This window comes from Streptomyces xylophagus (assembly GCF_000716435.1).
GTDB classification, from domain to species: Bacteria; Actinomycetota; Actinomycetes; order Streptomycetales; family Streptomycetaceae; genus Streptomyces; species Streptomyces xylophagus.
This window is the reverse complement of record NZ_JNWO01000019.1, coordinates 267,854-280,217: the sequence shown is the minus strand read 5'-3', so window position 1 is coordinate 280,217 and position 12,364 is coordinate 267,854. Positions and strand designations below refer to the sequence as shown.

The 12,364-nt window shown below is 70.3% G+C and carries 13 protein-coding genes; 3 read left to right on the top strand and 10 right to left on the bottom strand.

The window, feature by feature from the left end:
* Together OO70_RS35535 and OO70_RS35530 are read right to left on the bottom strand one after the other, a co-directional pair.
* Window positions 1-898 (bottom strand): RNA polymerase sigma factor (locus OO70_RS35535; RefSeq protein WP_043680631.1); only part of this gene is annotated, 898 nt, incomplete at its 3' end.
* A 43-nt stretch (window positions 899-941) separates the two neighbouring features.
* On the bottom strand, window positions 942-2,240 hold the full coding sequence (locus OO70_RS35530; protein ID WP_043680628.1) for an alginate lyase family protein: 1,299 nt from the start codon (window positions 2,238-2,240) through the stop codon (window positions 942-944).
* Window positions 2,241-2,487: 247 nt separating this feature from the next.
* Here OO70_RS35530 and OO70_RS35525 point away from each other — a divergent pair, with 247 nt between their 5' ends.
* Complete coding sequence (locus OO70_RS35525) at window positions 2,488-3,639, top strand: serine hydrolase domain-containing protein (RefSeq protein ID WP_043680625.1); 1,152 nt, start codon at window positions 2,488-2,490, stop codon at window positions 3,637-3,639.
* On the opposite strand, the gene OO70_RS35520 is transcribed toward OO70_RS35525, so the two are convergent.
* The gene (locus OO70_RS35520) at window positions 3,632-4,162 is read right to left on the bottom strand and encodes a hypothetical protein (protein ID WP_043680622.1); all 531 of its coding nucleotides are present in this window, start codon (window positions 4,160-4,162) and stop codon (window positions 3,632-3,634) included. The genes OO70_RS35525 and OO70_RS35520 overlap by 8 nt on opposite strands.
* A 374-nt stretch (window positions 4,163-4,536) precedes the next feature.
* Here OO70_RS35520 and OO70_RS35515 point away from each other — a divergent pair, with 374 nt between their 5' ends.
* The gene (locus OO70_RS35515) at window positions 4,537-4,887 is read left to right on the top strand and encodes an IclR family transcriptional regulator C-terminal domain-containing protein (RefSeq protein ID WP_051741935.1); all 351 of its coding nucleotides are present in this window, start codon (window positions 4,537-4,539) and stop codon (window positions 4,885-4,887) included.
* Between the two features lie 19 nt (window positions 4,888-4,906).
* On the opposite strand, the gene OO70_RS52940 is transcribed toward OO70_RS35515, so the two are convergent.
* The 6 genes from OO70_RS52940 to OO70_RS35485 form a co-directional block, all read right to left on the bottom strand.
* Complete coding sequence (locus OO70_RS52940) at window positions 4,907-5,437, bottom strand: hypothetical protein (RefSeq protein ID WP_078651685.1); 531 nt, start codon at window positions 5,435-5,437, stop codon at window positions 4,907-4,909.
* Window positions 5,421-5,912 carry an RNA polymerase sigma factor gene (locus OO70_RS35505; protein WP_043680617.1) on the bottom strand — a complete coding sequence of 164 codons (492 nt, stop codon included), beginning with the start codon at window positions 5,910-5,912 and terminating at the stop codon, window positions 5,421-5,423. The genes OO70_RS52940 and OO70_RS35505 overlap by 17 nt, the downstream gene beginning before the upstream one ends.
* A gap of 125 nt (window positions 5,913-6,037) precedes the next feature.
* A complete protein-coding gene (locus OO70_RS35500; protein WP_043680614.1) occupies window positions 6,038-6,667 on the bottom strand; it encodes a class F sortase in 630 nt (209 codons plus the stop codon).
* On the bottom strand, window positions 6,664-7,053 hold the full coding sequence (locus OO70_RS35495) for a hypothetical protein (RefSeq protein ID WP_043680611.1): 390 nt from the start codon (window positions 7,051-7,053) through the stop codon (window positions 6,664-6,666). The genes OO70_RS35500 and OO70_RS35495 overlap by 4 nt, the downstream gene beginning before the upstream one ends.
* Window positions 7,054-7,245: 192 nt before the next feature.
* Window positions 7,246-8,676 carry a dihydrolipoyl dehydrogenase gene (lpdA, locus tag OO70_RS35490; RefSeq protein ID WP_043680609.1) on the bottom strand — a complete coding sequence of 477 codons (1,431 nt, stop codon included), beginning with the start codon at window positions 8,674-8,676 and terminating at the stop codon, window positions 7,246-7,248.
* Window positions 8,677-8,755: 79 nt separating this feature from the next.
* Window positions 8,756-9,799, bottom strand: a complete 1,044-nt coding sequence (locus OO70_RS35485) for an ABC-2 transporter permease (RefSeq protein WP_043680605.1) — start codon at window positions 9,797-9,799, stop codon at window positions 8,756-8,758.
* A 93-nt stretch (window positions 9,800-9,892) separates the two neighbouring features.
* On the opposite strand from OO70_RS35485, the gene OO70_RS35480 reads away from it, so the two are divergent.
* A complete protein-coding gene (locus tag OO70_RS35480) occupies window positions 9,893-10,345 on the top strand; it encodes a MarR family winged helix-turn-helix transcriptional regulator (RefSeq protein ID WP_043680602.1) in 453 nt (150 codons plus the stop codon).
* A gap of 31 nt (window positions 10,346-10,376) precedes the next feature.
* On the opposite strand, the gene OO70_RS35475 is transcribed toward OO70_RS35480, so the two are convergent.
* A complete protein-coding gene (locus tag OO70_RS35475) occupies window positions 10,377-12,341 on the bottom strand; it encodes a galactose-binding domain-containing protein (protein ID WP_043680599.1) in 1,965 nt (654 codons plus the stop codon).
* Between the last annotated feature and the right edge of the window lie 23 nt (window positions 12,342-12,364).

Genomic DNA, 12,364 nt, shown 5'->3' with positions numbered 1-12,364 from the left:
CTCCTACTCCCGCCGTGCCCGCCAAACCGGCAGCCCCCGCCGCTCCAGTCACCCCCGCCGCACCCCCCGCCCCACTCGCCCCCGCCACGAACGCCGCCCCCGCCAACCCCGCCGCCGCAGCCGCCGTCTTCGCGCCGAAGGCCAGTGACAGGGTGAAGCCGAGTGGGAGTGGGACGAGGGCGATGCCGACGAGGAGGCGTTCTGCCGGTACGACGGACTCGCGGGGGTCGCCGCAGTAGGTGCAGCCTCGTAGGTGGCGGGCGAGGCGTTTGCGCCAGACCGAGTCGCGGCGGCCGTCCCAGCGGGCGGTGACGTCGCGGAGGTCGGGGCAGGCGCCGTCGAGGGCGCGGACGACGCCTCGGGCGGTCTCCAGGCGTTCCTTCATCCGCTGGACGCGGACCGCCGCGTGCTGGCGGCTGATGCCGACCGCCGACGCCAGTTCGCGGCGGGTGAGTTCGCCGGCGACCTCCAGCCACCACAGGGAGAGGAGCTGGCGGTCCTCGTCGTCGAGCCAGCGCACCGCCTCCGCGACCTCGCGCCGCTGACCCTCCAACTGGAGCCGAAGAACGGTCAGTTCGGCGAAGTCGGCGGCGTCGCCCGGTAGGCCGTCCGGCAGTTGGTCGGGGGATTTGCGGCGGCGGGCCCTGTCCCGTATCTGGCGCATGGCGATCGCGACCAGCCAGGAACGGAAGCTGTCGGGGTCGCGGAGTGAGGCAAGGTGGTCGACGGCGCGCAGCATCGTCTCCTGGACCACGTCGTCCACGTCCGCATGGCCGTTGAGAGCGCGGCCGACCACGTTGTAGACCAACGGCAGCCAGCCCGCGACCAGTTCGTCCAGCGCCCGTCGGTCACCGGCCTGCGCCGCCGCGATGGTGGAGTGCCACTGTCGTCCGTCCATGTCGCTCCCCGCCCTCCCAGGCATCATCCGCTGTCGCCCGATGTCACTTGCTGTACAGCAGCGTCCCGAAGCCCAGTTGGTCGTAGCCGCCGCTGTTCGGGCCGTAGTCGCCGCCACCGCCCTCCGCACGCACCTTCTCAGCCATGAGGGTGATGAACGGGGTGCTCAGACGGCGTCGGCGGGCGTAGTGGTTGTGCAGAATCTCCCAAACCGGGCGAACGGCGCCCCGGGCTATGTCGGAGATCACAGGCTGTTCCATGTACCGGCCGTTGCCCTGGCCGCTGCGCCAGGCGTACGTCGTGAAGGGCACGGCCGCGCCGAGGTTGTACTTGGCGACGTACTCGGCGGCCTTCATGAACCGGTTGTCGAGGTAGCCGTAGAGGTCGACGCCCTGGTTCCAGGCCATTTCGCAGATCGCGCCCATGAGGCCGATGCCCATCATGGTGTGGCCCTGGTCGCGGCCGCTCTCCTGCCACTGGGCGAGGTTCTGGCCGCCGTAGACGAAGGGGATGGCGTGCCGGAACGAGCCGTTGCCCGCGCCGGACTTCATGTAGGTGACCGCGCGCTGGAAGGTGGCGCGGTCGTCGCACAGGATGCCGGTCGCCATGAGGGAGGCGACGTTGCAGAGGTCCCAATTCGCCCAGTAATTGGTGATGTTGGCGGTGTTGTGGTTCGTCAGGAAGTCGATGTTCATCGGCTTGAAGACCGTGCGCAGCATCTTCTTGAAGCGGGCGAACTCGAAGTGCGGGTGGTCGCGGACGAGTTCGGCGGCGTTCGCGAACTGGTAGCCGTAGATGCCGGAGGCCAGAAAGCGGTCGGCGTTGCCGTTGAGCGTGGTGAGGGTGGCCGACCAGGCGTTGAGGATGGCAACCGCCGTGTCGCCGTTGGCCTTTGTGCCGGCGATCTTCCAGCGCAGGGCGTTCTGGTAGGCGGCGTGGATGTCGTTGTAGAGGATGCCGTAGTTCTGGCCTGTGCCGCCGCGCACGACGACGGCCTGCGGGCGGGGCTGCCAAGTGGCGGCGGAGTGCCAGTTGTCGGTGAGCCGCGTCCAGCCCTTCAGCCAGGGGTCCTTGCGGGCGGCGACGCGGACCTTGGCGCGGTGCAGGTCGCCGGCGTTGTGCAGCATGCCCGGGTGCGCCAGGGCCATCGGCCTCGCGGTCGCGGTGCCGATGGCGGTGCCGGTCTGCGCGGCGTCCGCCCCTCCGCCGGAGAACGCGGCGATCCCGCCGCCGACGACTCCGGCCGCCGCGACTCCGCCGCCGAGCGTGAAGAGGCCCCGGCGGGTGAGGCGGTGCTTGTTGCTGGGCTTGTTGCCGGGCTTGTTGCGTGCGCTGGTGGCCATGTGGGTGGCTCCGGTGCGTGAGGAGACGGGGGACGCAGAGGGAGACGTGGGGGAGGCTTCCGCGATAACAGTTTTTGCCGTGCCCAGTTGGATCCCGTAGGGGGGAACCCCCGGCAAACCCCTTGCACCGCACGGCAGTTGACCCTGGCTGTACCAGGGGTGGGTGCCCTCCTCGCCGACGATCCGCGTACGGCCGTGGAGGACGAGGCTGATCACCGACAGCCACCGGAGATCCCAGGAGCAGCCGATGCGCCCCCGCCGTCGCACCACCGTCCTCACCGCCTCCCTCGTACTCGCCCTCGCGGCAGGCCCGTTGGCCGTACCCGCGTTCGCCGCATCCCCTTCAGCCACCGCGCGGGCAACGGCCGCACCCGACGCCGACGCGCTGCGCGCCGCGCTCGCCGGGCTGCCGAACGCCGATGCCACGGCGGCTCTCGTACGGGTGGGAGGGACCGACGGGATCTGGCGCGGCAGCGCGGGCGTGCACGATCTGGAGAGCGGTGCCGCCGCCGACCCCGACGCCCGTTTCCGGGCCGGTTCGACGACGAAGGTCGTGACCGCGGCGACCGTGCTGCGGCTCGCGGCGCAGGGGAAGGTCGACCTGGACACACCCATCCAGCGTTACCTTCCGGGGCTGCTCACGCGGGCCTTCGAGCCCGTCTCCGTAAGGCAGTTGCTGAACCACACCAGCGGTATCCAAGCCGGCGACGGCTTCGGGGACGCCTTCGCGGACCAGTACGCGCACCGTTTCGACACGCTCACGCCCCGGCAGGTCGTGGCGTCGGCGGTGGCGAAGGGACCGGAATTCCGGCCGGGCGAGCGGCAGGACTACCTCAACATCAACTACACGATCCTCGGCCTGCTGATCGAGAAGGTGACGGGACACTCCTACGCCTCGGAGGCCACCCGGCTCGTGCTGCGCCCGGCGGGCATGCGGGACACGTACTTCCCCGGTACCGACCCGCGCATCCTCGGCCCGCACAACCACGGCTACCAGACGGCCCAACAGGCCGACGGTACAACGGAGTTCGTCGACGTCACCGACTGGAACCAGGCGGACCGGTGGGCGGCCGGCGACATGATCTCGACGACCGCCGACCTGGAGCGGCTGATCACTTCACTGTTCCGGGGCCGGATCGTGCCGGGCCCCCAACTGAAGGAGATGTTCACGGTCCCGGCCGGTATCGAGGGCGCCAGTTACAGTGCCGGGCTCCAGCGGTTCGAGTACGGCGGCAGGGTGTACTGGCTCAAGTCGGGTGCCCGGTACGGCTACAGCGCGGTGGTGGTCGCCACCCGCGACCTGTCCCGCACCCTCGTCTACTCGGTCGACTCGACGGACGCGAAGGGCGAGTCGATGAACGCGGTCGCGCTGCGGATCGCGCTGGCCGCGCTCAAGTAGCGAGGGCGGGAGCGGGAGTTGACGCGAGCTCCAGTACCGCTTCCAGGCGCTTGATCTTCTTCCGTACGACGTACAGCGGGACGATCCCGACGACGCCGAACGACATGTCGATCACCGTCCACCAGAAGGGGATCCCACGGATCGGTCCGCAGATCAGGGCGAGCGGGATGATCCCGGCACAGGCGATCATCGCGAACTCGACGACCCAGATGTTGCGGACGGGGTCGCGGTAGGGGCCGTAGAAGGCGACCGCGATGACGAGGTGCGCGAAGGCCAGCCAGTCCGTGCCGTAGAGGAGGAAGGGGTAGTCGGTGTCGGCGGTGTCGAGTCCCTGGCGCACCTGCACGATCCAGTCCATCAGGGTGGGCAGGTAGTGCGGTACGGACAGGGACCTCAACACGTCCTCGGTCCAGCGGAGTTCATGGACCAGCGGGAACGCCGTGGCGCCGCTGAGCACCAGACAGACGACGAACAGGACCAGCCAGGCGCGGATGCCCTTCAGGAGGGCGGCTCTGTCGCTCATGACGGCAGCGTACGCCGAAAATTGAACACGTTCAAAACAATGAGCGGTGCCACCCCCTCCGAGGGTGTACGCGACGGGGACGAGGGCCGTCTGCACCACGTCGGCGTAGGGGATGCCGAGGAGGCGGACCGTTTCCTTCTCGTGGACCAGGTTGCCCGTGGTCCAGCAGGTGCCGAGGCCTTAGGCGCGGGCGGCGAGCATGAAGCTCCAGACGGCAGGGAGGATGGATCCCCAGGTGGCGGCCTGGCCGGGCGCTCGGCGCGGCGGCGCCCTGCCCCCGTGGGCTGCTGGACGCGGCGCTTCCCGCGCTCCGGGCGCTGTCCGCGCGCACCGGCGGGCATGCGGATGTCGCCGTTCCGGCGGAGGGGACGGCGTTGTGCCTGGTCAGCGGCGGGCGGCTGCCGTTGTACGCGACAGCCGCGGGCAAGATCCTGCTGGCCCACGGCCACGGCCCACCGGCCCGCGTCGAACGCCACACCCCGCACACGGTGACCGCGCCGGGTCCTCTCGGCGCCCAGCTGGCCCGTATCCGGGCGACCGGACTCGCCGCCGCTCACGAGGAGTACCGGCTGGGCGAACTCTCGCTGGCGGCACCGGTGTTGAGGGCCGGCATCACGGTGGCGGCCGTCTCGGTCACGGCGGCCACGAGCACACCGTACGACCGGCTGGGCGCCGCCGTGCGGGAGGCCGCCGCCGCTGTGGGCCGCGTGCTGGATCAGCCGTAGTGGAGGCGGGTCCCGGGAGTCAGCCCGTGTGCGTCTGCACGGCCGACGGTTCGACGGAGTGGGCTGTCGACGAGGCGGGAGCGGAGGCAGAAGCGGAAGCAGCAGGTGAGGCTGGTGTTGACGTTCCAGTCGATGCCGTCGGGGCTCTGGACGGTTCCGCGGTGGGGACGCTCGTGCGGCTCGGGTCCCGGGAGCTGTCGGGGGCGCTCGGGCTCGCGCCGCGGCTGGGGGTCGTCGTGGGCGATGGGGTGGGCCAGGGCGTGGGACTGCTGCTCGCCGGGGGTGGGGCGAGCGGGACCGTGGGGGTCGTAGGAGAGTCGTGGTGGGCCAGGCGGAACGGGAGGGCGGCGAGGACCAGTACCGCGCAGGTCGCGCCGGCGCCGGCCGCCGCGCGGAGCAGGCGGCGGCGGTGCGCGCCGCGGCGGATCGACTCGTAGCGGCCGAGGGGTGGGCCGAGGTATTCGGCGGAGGAGGGGCGCAGGATGACCGTGAGGGGGTCGTCGGGGTTCATGGCCGGGCCGTCCTCCCCCTCGTCAAAGTGTGTGGTCAAGGCTTCTCCTCAGGTGGGCGCGGAGCAGTTCGCGGGCCGCGTGGAGGTCGGCCTTGATGGTTCCTTCCTTGCGCCCGGTCAGCACGGACACCTCGTGGATCGGCATGTCAGCGTAGTAGTGCAGGAGGATCGGGACGCGCAGTCGTTCGGGCAGCGACTGCACGAGCAGTCGTACGGACGGGTCGGTCTGTTCGGTCGGCGGGCGTAGCGCCTCCTCGTTGGTGACGCGGCGCACGGCCCGACGTTCGCGCTCCAGTTTGCGCCAGTGGTCCCGGACGAGGTTGGCCGCGGTGACGTAGAGGAAACCGCGGGGTTCCGTCACCTTCGTCCAGCGGGCCCAGAGCCGGGTGAACGCCTCGGAGGCGATCTCGTGGGCCGTCTCGTCGTCGTCGACGAGCCGGCGGCACCAGCCGGCGAGGCGCGGGTAGACGGCGGCGAACAGTTCGGACGCTGCCCTCTCGCGGGACCGTTTCAACGCTCTCCATGGTCGTGACGTGGTGCGTGCGCCGGTGGGGCGCTCGTGGGGGAAGAGCCCGGGCCGACGGCGTACGTTCCATCGGCCCGGACACAGAAGGTACTCAGGCGGTGCTCAGGACCGGCTCAGGGGCTCCCCGCGGTCAGCGCCGCGAAGACGATCACGTTGTCGAGGTAGCCCGTACCGGTACGGGTTCCGCCGCAGGTGATGAGCCGCAGTTCGGGCCGGTCCACGTTCCCGTACACCTCGTCCGACGGGAAGTCCGCCTTGGCGACCGTCCGTACGGCGGTGACGGTGAACGTGGCCGTCGTGCCGTTCTCCAGGCCCGCCTCGATCCGGTCGCCCTTGCGCAGCCGCGCGAGGTGGCGGAAGACCCCGTCCCCGTACGCGCCGACGGTCACATGCCCGAGGATCACCGACGGCCCGGTCTGGCCGGGTGTCGGCGAGTGCCGGTACCAGCCCGCCCGGTCGTGCGCCGCGATCGGCGGCACCTGCACGGTGCCGTCCGAGGCCAGCCCCAGCTTCATGACCGGGGTGTCGACCCCGATGGCCGGGACGCGCAGGGTGACCGGGACGGAACGCGCGAGGGCGTGCACCTTCTTGGCGCCGGTCTGCGCGGAAGGCTTCCCGGAAGGTGTCGAACTCCCTTGCTGGGGAGCCGAGTTCGCGGCCGGGGTGGTCCCGTTGCCGCCGCAGCCGGCGAGCAGCGTCGCCGTCGCCGCGGTGACGAAGGCACGCCTGGAGAGCGAGGTCATACCCCGGTGGCCCTCCGACGCCGGACGACGACGAAGGCGCCGCCGCCGACGACCAGCGCGGCGGCTCCCCCGCCGACCAGCCCGGTCGTCAGGTCGCCGGACGACTTCGACGTCGGCTGGACACCGGTGTCCGGGGCGCCGCTGGGGACCTCGGCGACCTGGCTCGGCGCCACGGTCGGTTCGGCGGAGGGCGCGGCGCTCGCGCTGCGGGTGGGCTCGGCGGTGGGGGCCGGGGTCGGCGCCCTGGTGGCGGTCGGCGCCGCGGACGCCGAGGCGGAGGGGGTGCGGGTCGGGGACGCGGAGGCCCCCGCCGCGAACGCGGGCAAGGTGCTCGCCAGGACGGCGCCGCACGCAAGTGCCATGGCGCTGAGGACAGTTCGGCGCATGAATCGCTCTCTCTCGTCGGCCGCCCCGCCGGACCGTGTCCAGGGGACGGTCCGGCGGCGGGGCGGGTTACTGATCGAGCGGAGAGACGAGGCAGCGGGTGGGCAGGTTGTAAAGAGCTGGCAAAGTCGTCCGGAGGGTCACCCTGCGGGCGGGGACGGCGAGTTGGGCGGTCGCCCACATGCCTCGGCGCGTCACATGTTGATCATGTGTCCGGCCAGACCGTGCACCGCCTCCTTCACCGCCTCGCCCAGGGTCGGGTGGGCGTGCACGTTACGGGCGACCTCGTGGACGGTGAGGTCCCACTGCTGGGCCAGGGTGAGTTCGGGGAGGAGTTCGGTGACGTCGGGGCCGATGAGGTGGCCGCCGAGGAGTTCGCCGTACTTCGTGTCGCTGATCAGCTTCACGAAGCCGGTGGTGTCACCGAGGCCGTGCGACTTGCCGTTCGCGGTGAACGGGAACTTCGCCACCTTGATGTCGTGGCCCAACTCCCGTGCCTGCGCCTCGGTGTAGCCGAAGCTGGCGATCTGCGGCTGGCAGTAGGTGGCGCGCGGGATCATCGCGTAGTCCAGCTCCATGGTCTCCGCGTCCGCGAGGGTCTCGGCGGCGATCACGCCCATCGCCTCGGCGGCGTGCGCGAGCATCAGCTTCGCGGTGACGTCGCCGATGGCGTACAGGTGCGGGACGGAGGTGCGGCACCGGCCGTCGACGTCGATCGCGCCGCGCTCGGTCACCGTCACGCCCGTGTTCTCCAGGCCGAAGCCGGTGACGTTCGGCGCGAAGCCGATCGCCTGGAGCACCTTGTCGGCCTCCAGGACCTGCTGGGTGCCGTCCTTGCCGGTGACCGTGACACGGACCTGCGGGCCGGACTCGTCGATCGACTCGACGCGGGTGGAGGTGAGGACGTCGATGCCCAACTTGCGGTACTGCTTGGCGAGTTCGGCGGACACCTCGGCGTCCTCAAGGGGGGCCACCCGGTCGAGGAACTCGACGATCGTGACCTTCACACCGTAGTTGTGCAGCACGTACGCGAACTCGATGCCGATGGCGCCGGCACCCGCGATCACGATCGACCGCGGGAGGTCGTCGGCGAGGATCTGCTCCTCGTACGTCACGACGCGCGCGCTGCGCTTGGTGCCGGGCAGCAGCCTGGGGGTCGCGCCGGTGGCGATGATGCAGTGCTCGAAGCCGATCGTGCGTGACTCGCCGTCGTAGCCCGCCACTTGGAGCGTGTGCGGGTCGAGGAACGTGCCGCGACCGTCGATCTCCGTGATCTTGTTCTTCTTCATCAGATAGTGGACGCCCTTGACCCGGCCGTCCGCGACCCGGCGGCTACGGCGGAACGCCTCCCCGTAGTCGAAGGAGACCTCCCCCTCGACCTTGATGCCGAAGGTCTTCGCCTCGCGGGTGAAGATGTGCGCCAACTCGGCGTTGCGCAAAAGGGCCTTGGTCGGGATGCAGCCCACGTTCAGACAGACACCGCCCCAGTACTTCTCCTCGACGACCGCGACCCGCTTGCCGAGTTGGGCGGCACGGATGGCGGCGACATAGCCGCCGGGGCCCGCGCCGAGTACGACGACGTCGAACCGCTCGTCCTGCGAGTCCTGCGCGTCCTGCTGGTCCATCGAAAGGTCCTTTCCCACGGGAGGCCCGTGGTCTTCTGGAGATCCTCTTCGGTGTCCAGGATGCCGCGCCCGTCGACGATCAGGCGAACCGCTCGCCCGTGGCGGACGGTGCCGCCCCGCGCCGGTACACGTCCTTGAGGTAGAGGATCAGGGCGGCGCCGAGCACCCACACCGGGAGGATCACCAGCGCGCGGACGAGGCCGTCGTTCTGGAACCGGGACAGGCCCTGCATCGCGCGGACGCCGACGCCGACCGGCAGGATCTCGGAGAGCGGGCGCAGCCAGCCCGGCAGGTAGGCGGCCGGCATGATGCCGCCGCTGCTGCTGTTGCCGAGGATCAGCATGAGGATGGAGGCGAGGGTGACTCCCGCCGAGCCGAACAGCCGTAGCAGGACCATGGTCGTGGCGGCGACCGCGGCGCCCATCAGGGAGATCACCACGACGAGGGGCACGAAGGAGCCGGGCAGCGCGCCGAAGCCCGTGCTGCCGGCGATGGTGGCGATCAGGAGGCCGCCGGCGACTCCGAACAGGGCCAGGCTGGCCATCCGCCAGCGGTACTGGAGCCGGGGCGCGAGCTGGTAGGTCGTCATACCGAAGAGGTAGCCCGCGAGGACCAGACCGAAGGCCGCGTAGAAGACGGACAGGCCCCGGGTGTCCCCCGCTGCCGCCGGGGCCACGTCCTCGACGGCGAGTTCGTGCCGCTCCGCGTGGGCCACGGTACCGAAGGCGGTGGTCACGGTCGCGGTGACGGCGGCTCCGTTGGCGCTGCCGTAGAGCAGTTTTCCGTCGCCGAGGTAGGCCGCATAGACCTTCCTGTCCTGTACGGCGTCCCGGGCGGCGGACTCGTCGGGGTAGGTCTCGACGGTGAAACCGCCCGGGGCGATGCGCTCCAGGTCCTGACTCAGGTGGACCTGCGCCGTGCCTATCTCGGTGGTGCCGACCCGGAGCTGGTGCGGGCGCGGGGCGTGGAAGGCGGCGAGATAGACGCTGACGAACACGGTGCCGATCAGCAGGACGACCGCCACGGGGAGCAGGACGGCACGCAGGTTTCCGGGGCCGGGCGGCGGATGGGCCACGTCCAGGGCGTGCTTGTGCGGCTGTCGGGTGGCGACTTGCTGGGACATCAGAGCGGTCCTCGAATTAGAAGGCAACTGATATTATTTGTACATCACCATCAGCTGCCTTACAAAAAGTTCTCCGCAGAAGAGGTCCACTCCGTGAACCACCCCGACCGCCGTACCGGCTATGTGGCCTGGCAGATCGGCCAGATCATGGCGGCCCGGATGGAGCGCGCCCTGCGCCCGCTCCAGCTGACCCTCGCCCAGCACCGCGCCCTGATGCAGGCCGTCCTCGACCCGGGGGTCTCCAGCGCGACCGCGGCACGCCGGGCGGCGATCACCCCGCAGTCCATGGGCACCGCGGTCAACGGGCTGGTCGAGCGCGGGATGCTGGAGCGCCGTACCACCCCCGGCGACCGCCGCACCCAACGCCTGCACGCCACGGAGGCAGGCGTACGGCTCGCGGCGGAGGCGGCGGAGACGGTGGACGCCGCCCACGCCGAGGCGCTCCAGGTACTGACACCGGCGGAGCAGGAGCAGACGCACGCGCTGCTGCTGAAGCTGCTGGTGTCGCTGAACCCCTCGGCCGTGGAGGGCGGGGACGCGACGTGAGGAGCTACGGCCGTCAGGGGCCCACGGCTCGTCAGGCGCCGAAGACCTGGAACTCCGAGACCTGCCCGGCCGGCCAGCCGGTGTTGGCGGTGAAGGTGAGTCGTACATAGCGGGTGGTGACGGTGGAGGGGAGCGTGAGGGTCGCGGCGTTGCCGGTCGCCGGGTCGAAGGTGTAGCCCGCCGGGGCGAGGAGTTGGGTGGAGGTGCCGGCGTCCGTGCCGCCCTGGACGGTGATCGTCTGGGTACGGGTGGCCCAGGCGGTCGCCGGGGGAAGGTGGAGGACGATCCGCTTGACGGCGGTCGCGGCGCCCAGGTCGACCTGGATCCACTGCGGGAAGGCGTTGTTGGCTGACTCCCAGTAGGTGTTCGTGTCGCCGTCGGTCGCGTTGCCCGAGCCGTAGACCTGGGTGTGGCTGCTCTCCGAAGTGGGGCGGTGGAGCGCGAGGTTGGTGGTGCTGGACGGGGGGTCGGTGGTGACGGTGACCTGGTTGGAGGGCTGGGACACGTTGCCCGCCCCGTCGTAGGCGATGACGTCGAAGGTGTAAGCGGTGGACGCGCCAAGTCCGGTGACGGTGAAGGACGTTGAGCCCGTCGTGCCCACCTGGGTGCTGGTCGAGCCGGACACCTGGAGGATCCGGTAGCCGGTGACACCGACGTTGTCGGTGGACGTGTTCCAGGCCAGCGAGACGGAGTCGCTGGTGTGCCCGGAGACGGTCAGCGCACCGGGCGCGGCGGGCGGTGTGGTGTCACCGCCGGTGGGAACCACCGGCTGGGTGGGGCGAGTTGCGGTCAGCGCGAGCTGGCCCTTGAGCATGCGGCCGCCGTCGCCGGTCAGGCGCAGGTAGTAGTCGGACGAGCAGGCGGTGCCGTCCTCGTCGAGGGCGAGGAACCCGGAGTTGGTGGGCACCCAGGCCTGGGTCTCGGCGGTCTTGGCGATCTGGTTGCCCTCGTTGTACTCGTCGAACATCGAGATGTAGATGCCCTGCACCCCGGCCCGCACCATGTTGTAGAACTGCCGCCACATGAAGTCGCCGTGCGCGCGCTGCCGGCCGGAGACGTCGCCGGGCAGGACGCAGGGCTGGAAGTCGATGCCGTTTGCGTTGCAGTCGGCCTGGTCGGGGACGGTGTACGTGCTGTACGCGTTGTCGGCCTCGGTGACGTTGCCGATGGCGCCGACCATCCACGGCGAGATCATGTTGAACGCGTGGTAGACGCCCAGGAAGCCGGGCTGCGAGCCCCCGGTGCCCGTTCGCCATTCGCGCGGGACGCCACCGATGACGTAACACCCCTGCCCCTTGAACCAGTTGACGACGTCGAGACAGGCGTCGGGGGTGAAGGGATGGTTGGGATCGTTGAAGCCGAAGCCCCAAATACAGACCACCGGCTTGCCGTTCTGCTTCGCGTAGGCCGAACTCGCCGTGTGCGCGGACATCTTGTTCGTCCAGTCCGTCTTGATCTCGGACTGCATGTTCGTCCAGTTGGAGACGTCGTACATGATGTAGAACTTCCGCCCGTACGACTCGGCGGCGCTGCGCACCTTGGTCGCCATGGCGTCGCGGGTGGGGCCCTCGCCGCCGGTGGGGTTGAAGCGCTGGAGCGCGGCGGTGTCGATGTTGTTCTGCTGCATCCAGAGGAAGTGGGTGTTCACCGTCTGCTGGTCGTAGGAGGAGAACAGCTTGGCGGGCTGGCCGTTGCCGAGGGCGGCGTACGACGTCTGGTAGGTGTTGGTGAATTCGCGCACGTCGGGCCAGCAGCTGATGCCGGTGTTGGTCGGGGACGGCGGCTGGCTCCAGTTCTGGGTCCAGTGCCACCAGCCGTTGATGGGCGCGCCGTCGCCGATACAGGCGAACCAGCCCTGGTAGCCGACGGTGATCTTGCCGACGACGTCGCCCGGCGAACTCGCGGCAGACGCGGTCGGAGAGAGTACGGTCTCCGACGCTCCCACCGCGGTGGCCGCGATCGCGGCTCTCAAGAAGACTCTGCGTGTGACACCCATCTCGACTCCTCTCGGTGGTCGGT

Excerpts from the sequence above, each read along its gene's own strand:
- OO70_RS35530 (WP_043680628.1), bottom strand. The coding sequence starts at position 2,240 with ATGGCCACCAGCGCACGCAACAAGCCCGGCAACAAGCCCAGCAACAAG.
- OO70_RS35525 (WP_043680625.1), top strand. The coding sequence starts at position 2,488 with ATGCGCCCCCGCCGTCGCACCACCGTCCTCACCGCCTCCCTCGTACTC.
- OO70_RS35520 (WP_043680622.1), bottom strand. The coding sequence starts at position 4,162 with ATGAGCGACAGAGCCGCCCTCCTGAAGGGCATCCGCGCCTGGCTGGTC.
- OO70_RS35500 (WP_043680614.1), bottom strand. The coding sequence starts at position 6,667 with ATGACCTCGCTCTCCAGGCGTGCCTTCGTCACCGCGGCGACGGCGACG.
- OO70_RS35495 (WP_043680611.1), bottom strand. The coding sequence starts at position 7,053 with ATGCGCCGAACTGTCCTCAGCGCCATGGCACTTGCGTGCGGCGCCGTC.
- lpdA (WP_043680609.1), bottom strand. The coding sequence starts at position 8,676 with ATGGACCAGCAGGACGCGCAGGACTCGCAGGACGAGCGGTTCGACGTC.
- OO70_RS35485 (WP_043680605.1), bottom strand. The coding sequence starts at position 9,799 with ATGTCCCAGCAAGTCGCCACCCGACAGCCGCACAAGCACGCCCTGGAC.
- OO70_RS35475 (WP_043680599.1), bottom strand. The coding sequence starts at position 12,341 with ATGGGTGTCACACGCAGAGTCTTCTTGAGAGCCGCGATCGCGGCCACC.